This is a genomic window from Actinomadura rayongensis, from assembly GCF_009831215.1.
GTDB lineage: Bacteria > Actinomycetota > Actinomycetes > Streptosporangiales > Streptosporangiaceae > Spirillospora > Spirillospora rayongensis.
In genome coordinates this window covers 237296-255171 of the sequence record NZ_WUTW01000005.1, presented here as the reverse complement: position 1 = coordinate 255171, position 17876 = coordinate 237296, and the positions used below count along the sequence as shown (strand labels likewise).

Below are 17876 nucleotides of genomic sequence, written 5' to 3'. Positions count from 1 at the left end.
TAGACTGGTGGGCCGACTCAGGGGGTGGTCGGAATGCCGGGGGAACCGAGGTGCGACGAAGCGCTCGCGCTGGCGTTCGAGGTGCTGGGCAAACGCTGGACCGGGATGCTGCTCGGGGTGCTCGCCGAAGGGGACGCGGGATTCGCCGAACTGCGCCGGGGAATCGGCGGCATCAGCGACTCGGTGCTCTCGGCGCGGATCACCGAACTGGTCGGGACGGGCCTGATCGAGCGCGACGACCTCCGCTACCGCCTCACCGCGACGGGCCGCGCTCTCGTCCCGTCCCTGAACGAACTGACCCGCTGGGCCAACGCCCACCTGATGCCTCAACGCGCCTAATCCCGCGCCTCCAGCCGGGCGAGGCCCTGACGGCGGTCCACGGTGTCGGGGTGGTCGGGGCCGAGAACGCGTTCGCTGGTCTCCACCACCGCGCGGAGTTCGCTCGTGGCCTCGTCGGCATGGCCCGCTTCCGCGAGGACGGCCGCGCGGTTGTTGCGGGCGATGAGCATGTGCGGATGGTCCCGGCCGAGAACCCGTTCCCCGGCCTCCAGGAGGGCCCGGTATTCGGCCTCGGATTCTTCGAGCCGTCCCAGTTCGTGCAGAACGCGGGCGAGATTGTTGCGGCTCGCGAGGGTCTCGGGATGGTCGGTGCCGAGGACGCGCGCGGACGCTTCGAGTTCGGCGCGGTGCTCGATTTCCGCCTCGTCCAGGCGGCCGAGGTCGGTCAGGACGAGGCCGAGGGTATTGCGGGCGATGAGCGTGGTCGGGTGCTCCGGGCCGACCGTTCGTTCCAGCACGGCGAGGAGGGCCCGTTGCTCGGTCTCGGCCTCGTCCAGGCGGCCCCGGAGATAGAGGAGGTTGACGAGGTTGCTGCGCGCGTCCAGCGTGTCGAGATGGTCGGGGCCGAGAACGCGCGTGGCGATCTCCAGTGCGGCCCGCTGTTCGGCGTCGGACTCTTCCAGGCGCCCCATGTCGCCGAGCACGACGGCGAGATTCGTGCGGGCGGCCAGAACGGTCGGATCCTCCGGTCCGAGTTCGTTCTTCCGCGCCTCGATGGCCTGGAGCAAGGCCGTTTCGGAAAGGCGGTAGCGGCCCTGACCGTACGCGGTCGCGGCGATCTCGTGGGCGTCGTCGGCGCGGGCGTGGCGCAGTGCCGCCGTGATGGTCTCTTCGGGCGTGTGGGTGCCGGGCGGCGCGGCGCGCTGGACGTCGTCCAGCAGGTAGTCGAAAAGCTCGTAGGTGTCGTCGTCGCCCGCGTGCAGCGGGGCGTTTCCCGAGTCGCGGAGTCGCGTGGCCCATTCCCAGGCTTTCTCCTCGGGTTCGGGATTGAGACGTGAGCCGCCGCGCTTCTCCAGGTAGTACTCGTGCGTCTCGCTGAGCAGTGCGCGGGGGAGCGGCGAGGCGAACCCGGCGCAGCGCAGGTCGACGGCGGCGGCGATGAGCGCGGCGGCGCGCGGATGCGTCCCGCGCGCCCACGCCCGCTCCCATTCCTCTTTCAGTTGCGGACCGGCGGCCAGATACTCGGGAACGCCGAGGACGTCCGCGCTGGAAAGGGCGTCGGCGATCCGGGAGTCGTCGTCGGCCAGCCCGGCGGCGCGCTCCTTCTCCGGCGCGCTGAAAAGGCGCTCGACAAGGATCCGGTCGGCCTGTTCGAGAACGGCGCGGCCCTCCCGGCTCAACCGCCGGCCTTCGTCGTCGTCCCCGGAGGCCAGCCGGTCCTCTTCCGCGGCGCGCAGGGTCGCGAGGACGATCCGGTGATGCCCCGGCCCGTCCAGCAGTTCGGCGACCTCTTTGCGCGTCAGACCGCCGGGCCCGAGAAAGCCCTCCAGATCGTCCAGCCAGAGAACGCAGTGCCGTAGCGTCATCGCCTCCGCCACGGCCGCAGCGACACCGTCCCGCCGCACCGGCATGACGAGGCGGTGATCGGGCAGCACCGCGCGCATCGCTTCGAACGCCGACCGCGTCTTTCCTGCCGTGGAATCCCCGACCAGAAGAATGAAACCGGGCGCCGCGAGCGCGGCGCGGAGCCGTCCGTCGAAATCGCGCGGGACATAAGCTGGAACCCGATCCCCGCCGGAATCGCGGCGCCGCGCCGGATGCACGCCGACCGCCCGCACGGGATCGGTGATGTCCCGCACGCGCGGCAGTTTCCCGGCGGGCGCGAACGTCCCCTTGGCCAGTTCCCGGGCGTGCGTCTCGCGCGATTGGACGGCGTTCTCGAACCGCGTCTTCCAGACCCCGGCGAGCAACGCGGCGATGGGCACGACAAGCGCGGCGCCCGCCAGCAGACGCCAATCCTTGACCCCGGCCGCCGCGAGCACCCCCGGCGTCGCGACCAGCAGGGCCGCCGCACTCGCAAGGAAGCCGACTCCGACCACGCGGCGTTTCACGCCGTCCACGCTGTCACACGCCCCACGGCCGAGATGCCCGATGACCTCACCAGGCCACGCCCCGTTCCGAGCGTCCGACGGCCGGACGCGCGGCAACGAGCGCGCCGTCGACCGGCATGCGCCTCGCCTTCAGATCGAGTAGGTGGTTTGGAAGGCGAGCCGCTGGTCGGCGATGTCGCCGAGACGGGTGAGGAACTCGTCGAGGGCGGCGTACTCCTCCCAGGGCTGGTGGCCGGTGGCGTGGGCGAGGTGGTTGACGACGAGGTCTTCCAGGTCGAGGACGCGCTTGTTCTTCCAGACCTTGTCGGCGAGGCTGACGAGCAGGTCTTCAAGGGTGATGCCGGGCTGGTCCCAGGACGCGTGCGTCGCGGCGAACCGGGCGAGGTCGCTGTCGAAGCCGTGCTGGAGCAAGAGGTCTCGTCCGGCGGGTTCGTGGGTCGAGCCGGGGCCGGAGAGTTCGGCCGGGTGCAGGGCCTTGCCGATGTCGTGGGTCGCGGCACCGAAAAGCACGGCTCGTCGGTCGAAGGAAAGCCGAGGGTGCCGCTGCTGGAGCCAATCGGCGATCCGCCGAGCGGCGTCGTGGACGAGACGAAGATGAGCGGCCAGCCGGGGAGGGCTGTTCACCGCCTGCAATAGTTCGACGACCTCGTCCGGCAGCTCGTGCAGCGGGAACTCGGCGGGGTCGGTCAGAGCACGGGCGAGAGCGCTGGCGGAGTTCGTCGTCGGCTCATCCTTTGAGGTCAGAAGACCGAGATGTGCACGTGGTCGTAATGGTTGGCGGTGATTCCGCCGCGGTTCTCCATCGCGCGCCAGCCGGGGCTGCGCATGTCGTAGATCCGCTGCCGCCAGATCACGTACTTGATGCCGAGCGAACTGGCGTGCGAAATGGCGTACGCCGCCACCTGGTCGCCGTTCTGCTGGCGCGTCGCGGTCGGCATCGAGCCGCCGCTGCTCTCCATGAAGTCGCAGGCGCGGCCCGTCCCGTGGTCCTGCGGGTCGCCCGGACGGGTGCAGCCGATCGTCGGGAACGGCCCGAACTCGGCGTCGATGACCTGCTTCACGTGCAGCATCCGCGGCGTCACGCCGCCCATTCCGACGCTCGGCGACTGCGGCTTGTACTTCTTGACGAGCGCCTGGATGCGCTTGCGCTGCTTCTTCAGATCGTCGATCTCCTTCTGGAGGTCCTCGATCTTCTGCTCGGCCTCTTTCCGCGCCTTTTCCTGCTGGTCGATGAGCTTCTGCACCTGCTGAACGCGCGCGGCCTGGTTGGTGGCGAGGTGCTGCGCGAGGCTCGCGGTGTTGAGGAAGCCGGACGGGTCGTCCGACGAGATCGCGGTGAGCGCCGGATCCCCGCCGCCCGTCATGTACTGGTTCGCGGCGAGCTGGGCGACGAGCCGCTGGGCGTCGTCGCGCTCCTTGCGCAGCGTGTCGGCGCTTTTCATCGCCTTCTGGACGCCGAACTGCGCGTCCTTGAGCTTGGCGAGGTCGCCGCCGTACGCGCGGTCGAGCTTGGCGATCTGCCGGTTGAGCTTCTCCATCCGGCCGCTGTCGCCGGGGTCGGCGTCCGCCGGGACGGCGCCGGCCAGCGGCAGCGCGAGGATCCCGGCCGCCGCGACGGCCAGGACGGCACGGCGCCTGCGGGCGGAGCTGCGGGCCTCCACCTGGGCGTCTCCTCTCGGGGCCGACGGACTGGAACGGCGTTCCGGTCTCCGGAACGGACCGGGCGGGTCCGTTCCGGAGACCGGGCCGGTCAGGGAGCGAAGCTCACGAACCGGAAGGAACCGCCCGCGCACAGGGTAGCCGCATCGCGGACCCCGGCACGGGGCATCCTACGGGAGCGGGTCACAGACCGGCCTTGTAGAGAAGACGGTTCGGGGTGCCCGACGGCAGCTTCTTGACCACGTTCTTCGTCGAGTTGTCCGCGAGCCACTTCTGCACGGTCGGGAACGTCGCCGTCTTGTGGGTGGCGAGGTACAGGGCCGCGACGCCCGCCACGTACGGCGTGGCCATCGACGTGCCGCTCTCGACCTGGCTGCCGCCGCCCGGCCAGGTGGAGGTGATCCCGTAACCGGGCGCCTGGATGTCGACGCACGAGCCGTAGTTCGAGAACGACGCCTTGTTGTCGTAGATCGTCGTCGCGCCGACGGCCTCGACCCAGCCCGCGCTGGCCGGCGAGTAGTTGCACGCGTTCTTGTTGTCGTTGCCCGCCGCGACGGTCACGAACACGCCCGACTTGGAGAGGTTCGTCAGGGCCGTGTTCACCGCGGTGGACTTCGGTCCGCCGAGGGACAGGTTCGCGACGGCGGGCTTGACGGCGTGGCCCTTCAGCCAGTTCGCGGCGTCGAGGACGTCCGACATGTAACCGGAACCGTCGCAGTCCAGGACGCGCAGCGCGCGCAGCTTCACGCCCTTGGCGGCACCGTAGGTCTTGGAACCGATGATGCCGGCGACGTGCGTCCCGTGGCCGTTGCAGTCATTGCCGTTGGTGAAGCTGTCGGGAGCCCACCACGCGACGGACGCCCGTCCCCCGAACTGGGGGTGCTGGGCGTCGATGCCGGTGTCGATGATGTAGGCGTTGACGCCGCTGCCGGTCGACTTGTACGTGTACGTCTTCGAGAGCGTGCGGCTGCGCTGGTCGATGCGGTCCAGGCCCCACGGCAGCGGGGCCTTCTGGGTCGTGTCGGCCTTGACGATCTGGTCCTGCTCGATCGCGGCGACGGACTTGTCGTGGCGCAGCTTGTCGAGCTGGCTCGGCGTGAGCTTGGCGACGAACCCGTTGATGACGCTGAGGCGCTTGGTCCCGGCCGCGTTGACGCGCCCGGCCGTCGTGCTGGACGAGGCGCCGTCGCGCAGGGTGACGATGTACCGCCCGGGGACGGGCGTGCCCTGTGCCGCCGTCACGGCGACGAGGTCGTCCTGGCCCGCGGCGAGCACGGGCACGGCCACCGCGGCGGACGCGCACGCGGCGATCGAGCCGACGACCAGCAGCCTTCGGGGGGTGGGCCGCAAGGGGCCTCCTTCAATCTGTGCGGACGGGGGGTCCGCTGCCTGTGCGGGGCTTCGACCGAATGCACCCTAATGGACCCGGCGCTAATTAGACGGATTTATCACCCATTGTGGCTATCCGATGCGCGTGAGTCGTCCCTGATAGCCGACCGGACGGCCGTTCTCGCTCCGGCTCCAGGCGTACTGGAGCGTGCCGTCCGGCTGCCGCGTCACCTGAATGTGGCCGGGCGTGCACGGCTTACCGATCCGCAATGCCATCTCCAGGCTGCTTCCGGTACCGCGCGTCAGGGACAGGGTCCCGTTGCAACGCTCCTTCGGGTACACCGCGTGCGCGGTCTTACCGCCCTCCTGGAACGTCACCTCGACGGGGAACGACACACCGCTGTTCTGGTTCACGGCCGTGCCCTTCCACGTGCCCGCGAACGTGCCGGGGATCGCGGCGACGGGACGTCCGTCCGCCACGTTCGCCGGGTCGCCGCCGGAACCGCCGTCGCCGCCGCCGAGCCGCGGCCACAGCACCAGCGTGATGATCGCGACGCCGGCCAGCACGCCGATCGTCACCGACAGCGCGAGGCCGAGCACGTGGCCGCCGCGCCGGGCCTTCGGGGCGGGGGGCACCGGCGGGAGGACGGCGGTGCCGGGGTCGGCGAGGCCGGGGATGAGCGCGGTGCCCTCGGTGTCGGGCGTCGGCGCGCTGAAGAGGGTCGTGGCCTGCTCGTCCGGCCCGGGCCCGGGCGCGGGCTGCGGCGCGCGGACGCCCTGCGCCAGCGCCCGTCCCTCGGCCACCATCGACGCGGGCAGGCGGTCGGCGAGCGCCGCGTCCTCGACGAGCAGCCGGTCCAGGATCCGCTGCGCGGTCGGACGGTCGGCCGGGTCCCTGGCGAGGGCCGTCCCGACGAGGCCGCGCAGCGACTCCGGCAGCGGCGCCAGATCCGGGTCCTCGTCCGGCGCCATGTCGGAGAACGGACGGACGCCCGTCGCCGCGAACAGCAGCGTCGCCCCCCACGCGAAGATGTCGGCGGGCGCGCCCGCCGGGCCGCCCTCGAACTGCTCGGGGGCTTGGTAATACGGCGCCTCTCCGGTCGTGGACGGCGGCGTACCGAGCGCCTCCAGTGCGGAGCGGACGGCGATGTCCGTGACGCGGGGGCCGTCCGGGCCGAGCAGGACGTTGGCGGGCCGTAGATCGCCGTGCACCGATCCAGCGCGGTGGATGGCGGCCAGTGCGACCGCCATGCCGACCGCCAGCCGCTCCAGGACGGTGTCGCCGCGCGGGCCCTCGGCGGCGACGAGCGCGGCGAGGGACGGGCCGTCCACGAACTCGGTGACGACGAACGCGCGGTCGTCCTGCGTGCCCGCGTCCAGGACCGACGCCGAGCAGAAGCCCGCCACCCGCCGCGCCGCCGCGAACGCCGCCGTGAACCGGGCGTCCGCCAGCGGCCGGCCGCTCAGGCCGAGGTGCAGGAGCTTGACCGCGACGGGTCTGCCGTCGGCGGACCGGCCGAGGAAGACCGCGCCGTGCTCGCCGACGCCGATCCTGCCCGTGATCTCGTGCTCGCCGAGCCGGCGGGGATCGCCGGGCTGCAGGGGCAGCGCCTCGGGCATCTGAAACCTCCGTGTGTCTGCGGGAGCGGAGTCCCCGGACCGGGCGGGGTACGGTCGAGGCGATGCCTCGACGACCGCTCACCCCGGCCGCGCTGGACGAGCAGCGCACCGCGCTCGGGCTGCCCCCCTACGCGGGCCGCCCGGACGATACGACCGCGCTGCGCCGGGCCGCGCTGGACACGGTGCTGGCCGCCCGTGCCGCCGGGGTGGAGCCGTCCCGTCCGGTTTTGACCGGGGCCGTCCGGTTCCTGCTCGGCGCGCTGGCCGAACGGGCGCCGGGACGGTCCGTCGAGGTCCGGGTGCCGCCGCACGCGGCCGTGCAGTGCGTCGACGGCCCGCACCATACCCGTGGAACCCCGCCGAACGTGGTGGAGATGTCGGCCGAAACGTGGATTTCACTCGCGACCGGTGCCGTGGCGTGGGCGGACGCGACGGCCGCGCACGCGGTGACGGCGAGCGGCTCGCGCGCGGATCTGGCGCCCTACCTTCCGCTGGTCGCGCCGGATGTCCCGAATGCGGCGGATGCCCCGTCCGGGCGGGCGTCGGCCGACGGCTGAGCCGGGTTATCCACAGTTTCGGACCGGGCTTTCCTCCGGCATCCCCGCGCCGTCAGGGTGGAGACACGGCCCCGGGGGCGGGCCGGAACGGGGGATGTGATGTTTGTCTCAACTGTCGGAATCATGCGCCGGGCCGGTGCCCGACGGCTCGTCCGGGCCGTCCTGACACGTCTTGTCCGGGCTCTCCGGCGACCGCCGAGCGGGCGCGGCGGTGGCGGGACGGGGGGTGTCGGGTCCGCGCCGATAAATTCCCAGGTAAAAGTCCGGTCAGGAACCATGCCGAGCGGACCAACGAGGGCCGCCATCTACACTGACGGACGTGCCTCTCCGCTATGGACGACTGAGCCACGACCTCGATCCCACCGACCGTGCCCCCCAGGACGCCTGCGGGGTGTTCGGTGTTTGGGTCCCCCCGGAACAGGCGAGCCGGGCGGAGGTCGGGAAGCTCGCCTACTACGGCCTCTACGCGCTCCAGCACCGCGGCCAGGAGTCGGCGGGCATCTCCGTCAGCGACGGCTCCCGCATCGTCGTCTACAAGGACATGGGCCTGGTCGCCCAGGTCTTCGACGAGTCGGTCCTGAGCACGCTGCGCGGCCACCTGGCCGTGGGGCACTGCCGCTACTCCACGACCGGCGCGTCGACCTGGGAGAACGCGCAGCCGACGTTCCGCTCCACCGGCGACGGCGGCGGGCTGGCCCTCGCCCACAACGGCAACCTGATCAACACGCCGGAGCTGGCGGCGCGGCTCGGCGCGGGGGAGCGGACGGCCACGTCCGACACCGACGTCCTGTCGGCGCTGCTCGCCACCCGCGACGGCGACCCGATGGCCGCCGCGCGGGAGATCCTGCCGGTCACGCGCGGCGCGTTCTCGCTGGTCTTCATGAACGAGACCACGCTCTACGCCGCCCGCGACCCCGAGGGCGTGCGCCCGCTCGTCCTCGGCCGCTGGGAGGACCGGGGCTGGGTCGTGGCGTCGGAGACGGCCGCGCTGGACATCGTCGGCGCCCGGTTCGTCCGGGAGATCGAGCCCGGCGAGCTGATCGCGATCGACGGCCCCGGTGTCGGGGACGTCCGCTCGGAGCGGTTCGCCGAGCCTCGGCCGAAGGGCTGCCTGTTCGAGTACGTGTACCTGGCGCGTCCCGACACGACCATCGCGGGCCGCAGCGTGCAGGCCACCCGCGTCGAGGTCGGCCGCCGGCTCGCGCTGGAGCACCCCGTCGAGGCGGACCTCGTCATCCCGACGCCCGAGTCGGGCACGCCCGCCGCGATCGGCTACGCCGAGGCGTCCGGGATCCCGTACGGGCAGGGCCTGGTGAAGAACTCCTACGTCGGCCGGACGTTCATCCAGCCGTCGCAGACGATCCGCCAGCTCGGCATCCGGCTGAAGCTGAACCCGCTCCGCGAGGCGATCGAGGGAAAGCGGCTGGTCGTCGTGGACGACTCGATCGTCCGGGGCAACACCCAGCGGCAGGTCGTGGCGCTGCTGCGCGAGGCGGGCGCGACGGAGGTCCACGTCCGGATCTCCAGTCCGCCGGTGTCGTGGCCGTGCTTCTACGGCATCGACTTCGCGACGCGCCAGGAGCTGATCGCCGGACGCCTCGACGTCGAGGGCATCCGCGACTCGATCAACGCCGACAGCCTCGGGTTCATCGCGCTGGACGAGCTGATCGCGGCGTCCCGCATCCCGAAGGACCGGCTGTGCCGCGCCTGCTTCGACGGCGAGTACCCGATCCCCGTCGAGGAGAGCGCGCGCGGCAAGTACCTGCTGGAGCCGTCCCGGCCGTGACCGACAAGGAACCGATGAGCACCTCCTACGCCGCTGCGGGCGTCGACATCGCCGCGGGCGAACGCGCCGTCGAGCTGATGAAGGCGCGCGTCGCCAGGTCCCGCCGTCCCGAGGTCGTGGACGACGCCAGCGGCTTCGCGGGCCTGTTCGACGCGTCGGCGTTCCTGAAGTACCGGCGTCCGCTGCTCGCGACGTCCACCGACGGCGTCGGCACGAAGGTCGACCTGGCCCGCCGCCTCGGCGTCTACGACACGATCGGGCACGACCTGGTCGGCATGGTCGTCGACGACCTGGCCGTCTGCGGGGCCGAGCCGCTGTTCATGACGGACTACATCGCCTGCGGCAAGGTCGTCCCGGAACGGATCGCGGACATCGTGGGCGGCATAGCGGACGCCTGCGCCCTGGCCGGCTGCGCCCTGGTGGGCGGCGAGACCGCAGAACACCCCGGCCTCCTGGAACCGGACGAGTTCGACATTGCAGGCGCCGGAACAGGCGTGGTGGAAGCCGACGAGTTGCTGGGCCCCGACCGCGTCCGCCCCGGCGACGTGGTGCTGGCCCTGGCGTCCTCGGGCATCCACTCCAACGGCTACTCGCTGGTCCGGCACGTCATCGCCACAACGGACCTGTCGCTGGACGCGACCCCGGCCGACCTCACCCGCCCCCTGGGCGAAGAACTCCTCACACCGACCCGGATCTACGCCCAGGACTGCCTGGCCCTCACCCGCTCCGGACCCGTCCGCGCCTTCGCGCACATCACCGGCGGCGGCCTGGCGGCGAACCTGACGCGCTCCCTCCCGCCGACCGTCGACGCAGTCCTGCACCGCTCCTCCTGGACGGTGCCCTCTCTCTTCGAGGTCCTCCGCACAGCAGGCGGAATCCCCACCGAGGAAATGGACAAGACCTTCAACCTGGGCGTGGGAATGGCCGCCATCGTGGCCCCCGACTACGCCGACGAGGCCCTGCGCAACCTCAAGGCCCGCAACGTCCCGTCCTGGATCCTCGGCGAAATCACCGAAGGCACCGGCACCACCACCCTCACCTGACCCCCATCCCGCACGGCCGTGCCCCGCGCACGCCCATGCCTCGCGCACGGCTATGCCCCCCGCGCGCGGCTGTGCCCTCCGCGCGGCTGTGCCCTCCGCGCGGCTGTGCCCTCCGCGCGGCTGTGCCCTCCGCGCGGCTGTGCCCTCCGCGCGGCCGTGCCCCGCGCACGCCCATGCCCCGCGCATGACCGTGCGCCCCGCATGACCGTGCCTCGCGCACGGCCGTGTCCCCCACGCGGCCGTGTCCCCCACGCCATGCCCCGCGCACGCCCATGCCTCGCGCACGACCGTGCGCCCCGCATGACCGTGGCCCCGGCACGACCGTCCCGGCTCGTGCGGTCGGCCCGGCAGGGGCGGAGGCGGCCGGATCGTGGGCTCGGCTCGTTCGGCCGGGCCGTCCGTGCGGCCGGCTGGCCGTCCGTGCGGTTGGCTGCTTGGGCGCTTGGGCGCTTGGGCGCTTGGGCGGGTTGGGCGGGTTGGGCGGGCTGTGATTCTTGTCCGTGCGGTCGGGTCGGGGAGAACACGCGGGGGATCAAGGGCGTCTTAGCGGGTGTGACGGGCGAAGTGGGCTTGGTGTCGCGGGGCGGGCGGTGGGCGCGGCGTGTGGTCGGGCTCGTGCTGCGGTGGCGGTGGCCGCTCGCGGTGGCCGTGGCGTTGGGGTTGTACGGCGTCGTCGCGCCGCTCGGGTGGGCTTATGCCGAGACGGGCGGGCGGCGGGTCTCCGTCGGCGCGGTGCCCGCCACGCCGGTCGGGCTGGTGCTGGGGGCGGGGATCAGGGACGGGCGGCCGTCCGTACTGCTGGCGCGGCGGCTGGATCTGGCGGCCGAGCTGTGGCGGCGGGGCAAGGTGCGGGTCCTGCTCGTGTCCGGGGACAACCGGACGAAGGGTTACGACGAGCCGTCCGTCATGCGGGCGTACCTCGTCGCGCACGGCGTGCCCGAACGGAAGATCGTCCGGGACTTCGCCGGGCTGGACACCTGGGACTCCTGCGCCCGCGCCAAGCGGATCTTCGGTGTGCGGCGGCTGACCGTGGTCACCCAGGACTTCCATCTGCCGCGCGCCGTCGCGCTCTGCCGCGCGGCCGGGCTGGACGCGTGGGGGGTCGGGGACGAGAGCCTGGAGGCGCGTCCGGACGCGACGATCACCGGCTACGTCCGGGAGCCGCTGGCCATGCTGAAGGCGATGGCCAGCATCGTCGCCAAGCCGGATCCGCATCTGCTGGGGGTTCAGGAGGCCGGTGTTCGTACTGCGCTCGCGTCCCCTTGAGGCCTGGAACTGTCGGGCGCGCTGGGTGTTCGTGCTGCGCTCGCGTCCCGTTGAGCCTGGAGCTGTCGGGCGCGCTCAGGGGGTCGGCATTCGCCTGGGGGTCGCGTCCCGTTGAGGGGGGCGGGGAGGCTGGGTGGGGGAACGCCAACGCCACTGCTGGACGGGGCGCGTCCTGGGCAGTGGCGTTGTCGTTCGGGCGTCGATCAGTGGCCCGTTGTGCCGTCCTTACGGTCTTCGGCCCCGTAGTCGTCGGCGTAGTCGGCGTATTTCTCAACCAGCTCGTCGTAGGAGTCGTCGCCCTGGGAGTCGTTCACTCCCAGCTCGCTCTTCAGGCGGTCGAGGTCCGTTCCGCCGCTGTTGTACTTGAGCTGGCGGGCAACCTTCACCTGCTTGGCCTTGGCTCGGCCGCGACCCATTGGCTCGACCCCCTCGATGGTCAGGGCTTTCGTGGGCCCATCAACGCGCGCGTGTACCACACGAACCGGTGCCTGATGAGCCATGCGTCAGTCACGAGTACAACCGTACCCGTTTTGCGCCCGGCTCGGTACATCGGCGGTACGTGGCGGAAGGCTCGTTGCGGAGATGCCCCAGTGTATCTGGTGGTCATCGGCGCCCCACGCGGGGTCCGTTACCACCCCTTGCACCGTCGCACAACCAACCTCTTCCGGTCCCTGTTCCCTAAGGTGTGGAGGCCGCGAGGCCTCCACACCTTAGGGCCGGACGGTGCTCGATGGGTTGGAGAACGGGCGGTGTCCGGGGGGAGAACGGCCGGTGGGGCTCAGTTCCGCAGGTACAGGCTCCGCAGGCGTCCCACCTCGGCCATGCGGCGTTCGGCGAGGCGGTCGGCGGCCACGGCGGGCGGGACGCCCTCCTCGGCGGCCAGGGCGAAGACCTTGCGGGTCGTGTCGTAGATGCCGGTGGCCCGGTTGCGGGCCCGGTCGAAGTCGAACCCGGCGGCCTCGTCCGCGACCTGGATCACACCGCCCGAGTTGACCACGTAGTCCGGCGCGTACAGAACGCCCCGGTCCGCCAGCTGCTTGTCGATGCCCGCGTGGGCGAGCTGGTTGTTCGCGGCCCCGCAGACGATCCCGCCGGTCAGCGTGGCGACCGTGGCCTCGTCCAACGCGCCGCCGAGGGCGCACGGCGCGTAGACGTCGAGGCCGGACGCGAGCAGCGCCGTCTTCCCGTCCACCGCCTCGACCTCGGGGTGCGCCGCGACGACGCGGGACACGGCGCGCGGGCTGACGTCGCACACCACGACCTCGGCGCCGTCCTCGCGCAGGTGCTCCACGAGCCGGTGCCCGACCTTCCCGACGCCCTCCACGCCCACCCGGCGCCCGCGCAGCGTCGGCGTGCCCCACAGGGTCTCGGCGGCGGCCCGCATGCCCTGGAAGACGCCGTAGGCCGTCAGGATGGACGAGTCCCCGGCGCCGCCGTGCTCGACCGTCCGGCCGGTGACGTACTGGCATTCGCGGGCGACGACGTCCATGTCCTCGCTGTAGGTGCCGATGTCGCAGGCGGTGTAATAACGCCCGTTGAGCGACTGCACGAATCGTCCGTAGGCGCGCAGCAGCGCCTCGGACTTGTCGGTGGCCGGGTCGCCGATGATCACGGCCTTCCCGCCGCCGAGGTCCAGCCCGGCCATCGCGTTCTTGTACGCCATCCCGCGCGACAGGTTCAGCACGTCGGCGAGGGCTTCGTCCTCGGAGGCGTACGGGTAGAACCGGGTGCCGCCGAGGGACGGCCCGAGCGCGGTCGAGTAGATCGCGATGATGGCGCGCAGGCCGCTCGGTTCGTCCTGGCAGAAGACGACCTGCTCGTGCGCGCCGAACCGGGACGGGACGGTGGGGCCGTCCTTGTGGGGCGACCCGCCGAAGACTGTAGGCACGGTGGTGCCCTCCTCTCGTCTGTCCTTGCGCTCAAGAGTAAGGCCGCAGTGACGGCGGACACGGGGCGAGGGTGCGGGCGCGCGCACCCCGCCTCGTGCCACGATGCGGGGTGTGCTTCCGTACGCCGCCTACCTTCGGGTTTACGAGCCGGTGACCGCGTTCCCGGAGCCGGAGCGGACGGTCTGGACGGCCTATGCCGAGTCCCGCCGGCGTCCGCGCCGCGCCGGGGCGCTGGAGGCCGAGCAGCGGGAGGCGCTGGCGCGGCTGGTGGAGCGCCGCGCGGCGCCGGAGCGGGAGAGCCGGGACGCGTACGTCCGCCGCGAAGGCGACCTGTACTACGTCGCGCCGTGGGGGACGCGTCTGCGCTGCTGGCTGGCGTACGAGCGGTTCCGCGACGGTACGACCGCCGCCCTGGCCGCCGCGGCGCTGCCGCCGATCGCGGCCGAGTCGGCCGGGACGGGCCTGGAGCGCCGTCGAAGGTCGGGCCGGTCGATGGACCCGCACATCCTGTCGTGCACCTGGCACGTCCCGGCGGAGTGGCTGGTGCCGTTCCGGGGCGAGGAACGGTGCCGGGAACTGCCGCCGGACGGCGAGGGCGCGGCCGAGGTGTCCACGGCCGCGCGGGCGATGCTCTATGTCACGCCGCTGACCGAGGCGCGCCGCCGGATCGCGGAGGCGCTGCCGGTGGTGGCGATCGCGGACGAGGGCGTCCTGCCCGTCGGGACGGCCGACCTGATGACCCTGGACCGGTGGCTGACCGGCTTCCACCCCGGCTCCCTGGTCGAACTCGACTACGGAGGGCTCGTCCACCTGCTGGACGAGCACGCGCTCGAAACCGACATGTCGGTCGTGGAGCTGGCCGTGGCCCTGACGGCGTCCCGCCGGGGCGAGCACGAACTGGCGGTCGCGGCGGGCGAGCGGCTGCGGGCGCGGTGGCGCCGGGTGCGGGCGCTGGAGTCCGCGAACTGACACGCTCTGCGACCGACGGTCAACCTTTTCGTAGGGGATCGGCGCAGGTGGGAGGCCCTGTCGCTAGGGCAGACTGAACAAATTTCCCGAATCCCTGCGCGATACGACTATACGTGTCACTAGAATCACTCAGCGTGACCCAGTGGCCACGGATCCGGCGGCGACGACGGTGGGGGGCTCCCGCGAGAGCGGGGATGTTCCCTGCCGTCAGGTACTTGCTTGTTGCGGTGAGTGGTGGCAAGGTTACACGTTGTGATGTCATAGTGGCTCTTTCGGGCCATAGGGGACATCAGTGACCGCGCGAGGATCAATCGCAGGATCGCTGTCATCGGTCCACGAAGGAGAGGCCGCACACATGTCAGCACGTACGCCAGAGGCCGAGCCCCTGCTGACGCCCGCCGAGGTGGCGACGATGTTCCGCGTCGACCCCAAGACCGTCACGCGGTGGGCCAAGGCCGGCAAGCTCACGTCCATTCGCACGCTGGGGGGACACCGGCGCTACCGCGAGGCCGAGGTCCGGGCGCTGCTGGCGGGCATCCCGCAGCAGCGTTCGGAGTAGCGCGCGACAGACCATCGGGGGGTGGTCGCAGGCCGTCGCGCCGTCCCGTGTCGCGGAGTGCGGACGGGAGCAGGGGTGAACGGCCGTCGAGCGGCGGTCCGGGACCACGATCGTCCGAGAATCGTGGTCCCGGATCCCGCCGCCCCCTGGTGCGCGGTCCCGTTCGCGGCGCGCGGCCGTCCCGTCCCCCGGGGCGGACGGTCCCGGCGTCCGAACGGGATTTCCGCGTTCCCGGACGCGGATCTGAGCGGGGTCAGGCGGGCGCGGGTTCCGCGCCGCCGGCGATCTCCTCCTCGCGGGCGAGCCGCTGGAACAGCGCCGCGACGGCCGGTTCGTGGTGCCCGGCGACGTCCAGCATGACGACGCACTGGTCTACCAGGACGTGTTCGAGCTGCGCCCGGTCGATGTCGCGGTTCTCCAGCCAGTCCAGCCCGGCCGTCTCCACCGACGCCAGCCACGACCGCAGCGTGATCCGCAGGATGGGCGGCGCGCTCTCGATGTCCAGCGCGTGCAGGATCCGCCGGAGCAGCAGCTTGCGGATGCCGTCCACGATCTCCCCGATCTCGCCGGACCGGTTGGCCGGCCCGCCGCGCAGCAGCGCGGTGAACCCGGCGGCGTGCCGCTCCACGAAGTCGAAGTAGCGTTCGAGCGACAGCCGCAGCCGGTCCAGCGGGCTGCCCTCGGTGGGCGGTTCGAGCAGTTCGGAGAGCTGCCGCGCCGCGCTGCCGAGCGCCGCGATGTACAGCTCCTGCTTGCCGCCGAAGTAGTGGTAGACGAGCGCGCGGGACGCCCCGGCCGTCGCGGCGACGTCGTCGATCGAGATCTCGTCGGGGGAGCGCGAGCTGAACAGCTGCAGCGCGGCGGCGATCAGCTCGTCGCGACGCTCGTCCACGCTGAGCCGGCGCCGGCTCCGGGGGGCGCGTCCGGACGCGCCCGAGCCGCTTCTCGTCCTGCTGCCAGCCGTCACGCGATCTCCCACCCCGGCAGCGTATCCGAGGCAGCATGACGGATCGACGCGCGATCCCGCAGAGCGTTGACGTGTTCCGGCCGACCGAGCGAGCGTCGTTCCGGACGTCCGCCCAGCGTGCCCCTTACGTCCGATCCATTGTGATCCGGGACACCACCGACCTGAATCGGTATTGACGACCGCCCGTTACTCCCTGTTGCGACCATTTGGGAGCGCGGGCGGGCATCATGGCTACTCCTCCCGAGTGAGGAAGGTGCGCCGACCCCGCCCCCGCGGGTCCGGAGCGCCGTCGCGGCAGGTCCTGCAGGCTCCCCGGACGGAGTGCCATGTCAGTTGCTGGTGAAGGAAGTTCCACGCGCAAGGGAACGTCCCAGGCGGGGGACGTCGTCGTGCCCGCGCCCCGCTCCCCGGAGGGCAGACCCGGCCCGGCGCCGAAGCCGACGATCCGCAACGTCGCCGAGCGCGCGGGCGTGTCGAAGTCGCTGGTGTCGCTGGTCATGCGCGGGTCCCCGCACGTCAGCGAGCGGCGCCGCGAGGCGGTCCTGCAAGCCGCGCGCGAGCTGGGCTACCGGCCGAACGCGGTCGCGCGGAGCCTGGTGGAGGGCCGGACGCGGCTGATCGGCGCGATCGTCGCCGACCTGCACAACCCGTTCTTCGCCGAGTTCCTGGACGGCCTCCAGGAGAGCCTGCACGGCGACGGCCTGCGGATGCTCGTCGGCAGCGGCCGGTGGGACCCGCTGTTCGAGGCCGAGGCGGTCGAGGCGTTCCTGGAGATGCGGGTGGACGGCCTGGTGCTGCTCAGCGTCGTTCCGGACTCGCTGAGCGACGCCGCCGCGAGCGTCCCGGTGGTCGTGGTCGGCGAGCGCGACGTCCACGGGGTGGACATCGTGGTCGACGACGACGAACTGGGCGCCGCGCTCGCGGTGGACCACCTGGTCGAGCTGGGCCACCGGCGGATCGCGCACATCGAGGGCGTCCGGTCCACGACCGCGCGGTACCGGCGCAGCGGCTACGAGAAGGCGATGCGGCGGCACGGCCTGGACGGGCTGATCCGCGTGGTCCCGGGCGACTTCACCGAGGACGGCGGCTACCGGGCGGCGCTGGCGCTGCTCGGCGGCGATCCGGCGACCCGGCCGACGGCGATCTTCGCGCCGAACGACCTGGTGGCGACGGGCGCGCTGTCGGCGGCCGACGAGCTGGGCCTCGGCGTGCCCCGCGACGTCTCGATCGTCGGCTACGACAACACGCATCTGGCGGCCATCCGGCACATTTCGCTGACCAGCGTGGACCAGCCGCGCAAGGATATGGGACGCGTCGCCGCCGAGCTGCTGACGGCCCGCATCGGCGACCCGTCGCGACCGGCGCGACAGAACCTCGTCGTGCCGCATCTGGTCGTCCGGGCCACCACGGGACCGGTCCCATCGTGACGCGCGGGTCGAGGGAAGGTCGATCGCCGTCCGCCCGGGTATTCACCGGGTAAGGGCCGCACCAAGCCCGGGTTTTACCTGTCGCTTTCGCCCGGCGGGCCGCCGCGTTCGTGTGGTTAATGGGTCTGTGTCGGAGGACGCAGGGTGGACGGGTCACCGGGGGGGGTTCGGTCGTGCGTGATCCCGAATTGGCGTCGCACGCGCGCAGCGCGGCGAGCGAGCTGGAGCGCGCCTGGTCGGAGTGGCGGCACGCGCGCGGGCTGGACGGCGAGGAGGCCGTCGCGAGCTACGTGGCGCACTCGATCGACCATCCGTGGGGGCGGCCTCGCGTCGTGCTGGGCCTGGACGCCGCGGAGGCGCGGGCGCTGGCGGAGCTGCTGTGCCGCGCGGAGGCGGTGAACTGAGCGGAGGGGCC

17 protein-coding genes are annotated in these 17876 nt (G+C 72.2%); 9 read left to right on the top strand and 8 right to left on the bottom strand.

Features of this window, described 5'->3' with window-relative positions:
* Positions 1-33: 33 nt before the first annotated feature.
* Positions 34-339, top strand: coding sequence for a winged helix-turn-helix transcriptional regulator (locus GQ466_RS22750; protein WP_161105034.1), 306 nt, complete (start codon positions 34-36; stop codon positions 337-339).
* Here GQ466_RS22750 and GQ466_RS32455 read toward each other — a convergent pair.
* The 5 genes from GQ466_RS32455 to GQ466_RS22725 form a co-directional block, all read right to left on the bottom strand.
* The gene (locus GQ466_RS32455; protein ID WP_161105033.1) at positions 336-2390 is read right to left on the bottom strand and encodes a tetratricopeptide repeat protein; all 2055 of its coding nucleotides are present in this window, start codon (positions 2388-2390) and stop codon (positions 336-338) included. The two genes, GQ466_RS22750 and GQ466_RS32455, sit on opposite strands and share 4 nt — an antisense overlap.
* Positions 2391-2519: 129 nt before the next feature.
* Positions 2520-3014 carry an HD domain-containing protein gene (locus tag GQ466_RS22740; protein WP_337193586.1) on the bottom strand — a complete coding sequence of 165 codons (495 nt, stop codon included), beginning with the start codon at positions 3012-3014 and terminating at the stop codon, positions 2520-2522.
* Between the two features lie 116 nt (positions 3015-3130).
* Positions 3131-4051 (bottom strand): VldE C-terminal domain-containing protein, encoded by a 921-nt coding sequence (locus GQ466_RS22735; RefSeq protein ID WP_161105032.1) that lies wholly within the window; start codon positions 4049-4051, stop codon positions 3131-3133.
* 181 nt (positions 4052-4232) lie between these two features.
* The gene (locus tag GQ466_RS22730) at positions 4233-5399 is read right to left on the bottom strand and encodes a S8 family peptidase (protein WP_161105031.1); all 1167 of its coding nucleotides are present in this window, start codon (positions 5397-5399) and stop codon (positions 4233-4235) included.
* Positions 5400-5510: 111 nt separating this feature from the next.
* Positions 5511-6998: a serine/threonine-protein kinase gene (locus tag GQ466_RS22725; RefSeq protein WP_161105030.1), complete on the bottom strand. Its 1488-nt coding sequence runs from the start codon at positions 6996-6998 to the stop codon at positions 5511-5513.
* Positions 6999-7060: 62 nt separating this feature from the next.
* Here GQ466_RS22725 and GQ466_RS22720 point away from each other — a divergent pair, with 62 nt between their 5' ends.
* From GQ466_RS22720 to GQ466_RS22705, 4 genes are all read left to right on the top strand, one after another.
* Positions 7061-7555 (top strand): sterol carrier family protein, encoded by a 495-nt coding sequence (locus GQ466_RS22720; protein ID WP_161105029.1) that lies wholly within the window; start codon positions 7061-7063, stop codon positions 7553-7555.
* A 319-nt stretch (positions 7556-7874) separates the two neighbouring features.
* Positions 7875-9341 carry an amidophosphoribosyltransferase gene (gene purF, locus GQ466_RS22715; protein WP_161105028.1) on the top strand — a complete coding sequence of 489 codons (1467 nt, stop codon included), beginning with the start codon at positions 7875-7877 and terminating at the stop codon, positions 9339-9341.
* A 14-nt stretch (positions 9342-9355) separates the two neighbouring features.
* Positions 9356-10384, top strand: coding sequence for a phosphoribosylformylglycinamidine cyclo-ligase (gene purM / locus GQ466_RS22710; RefSeq protein WP_161105027.1), 1029 nt, complete (start codon positions 9356-9358; stop codon positions 10382-10384).
* Between the two features lie 552 nt (positions 10385-10936).
* Entirely contained in the window at positions 10937-11650 is a 714-nt protein-coding gene (locus GQ466_RS22705; protein WP_378186449.1) for a SanA/YdcF family protein, read from the top strand.
* Between the two features lie 203 nt (positions 11651-11853).
* On the opposite strand, the gene GQ466_RS22700 is transcribed toward GQ466_RS22705, so the two are convergent.
* The gene (locus tag GQ466_RS22700; protein ID WP_103562666.1) at positions 11854-12066 is read right to left on the bottom strand and encodes a DUF3073 domain-containing protein; all 213 of its coding nucleotides are present in this window, start codon (positions 12064-12066) and stop codon (positions 11854-11856) included.
* A gap of 362 nt (positions 12067-12428) precedes the next feature.
* On the bottom strand, positions 12429-13538 hold the full coding sequence (locus GQ466_RS22695) for a Glu/Leu/Phe/Val dehydrogenase dimerization domain-containing protein (protein ID WP_161105025.1): 1110 nt from the start codon (positions 13536-13538) through the stop codon (positions 12429-12431).
* 112 nt (positions 13539-13650) lie between these two features.
* Between GQ466_RS22695 and GQ466_RS22690 the strand changes: the two genes are divergently transcribed.
* Entirely contained in the window at positions 13651-14508 is an 858-nt protein-coding gene (locus GQ466_RS22690) for a DUF8083 family protein (RefSeq protein ID WP_474078564.1), read from the top strand.
* Positions 14509-14863: 355 nt separating this feature from the next.
* The gene (gene bldC, locus GQ466_RS22685; RefSeq protein ID WP_012850682.1) at positions 14864-15067 is read left to right on the top strand and encodes a developmental transcriptional regulator BldC; all 204 of its coding nucleotides are present in this window, start codon (positions 14864-14866) and stop codon (positions 15065-15067) included.
* A gap of 253 nt (positions 15068-15320) precedes the next feature.
* On the opposite strand, the gene GQ466_RS22680 is transcribed toward bldC, so the two are convergent.
* Complete coding sequence (locus GQ466_RS22680; RefSeq protein WP_337193585.1) at positions 15321-15959, bottom strand: TetR/AcrR family transcriptional regulator; 639 nt, start codon at positions 15957-15959, stop codon at positions 15321-15323.
* Positions 15960-16360: 401 nt separating this feature from the next.
* On the opposite strand from GQ466_RS22680, the gene GQ466_RS22675 reads away from it, so the two are divergent.
* Together GQ466_RS22675 and GQ466_RS22670 are read left to right on the top strand one after the other, a co-directional pair.
* Positions 16361-17461, top strand: coding sequence for a LacI family DNA-binding transcriptional regulator (locus tag GQ466_RS22675; RefSeq protein ID WP_202420947.1), 1101 nt, complete (start codon positions 16361-16363; stop codon positions 17459-17461).
* Positions 17462-17634: 173 nt separating this feature from the next.
* On the top strand, positions 17635-17865 hold the full coding sequence (locus tag GQ466_RS22670) for a hypothetical protein (protein ID WP_161105022.1): 231 nt from the start codon (positions 17635-17637) through the stop codon (positions 17863-17865).
* Positions 17866-17876 lie beyond the last annotated feature (11 nt).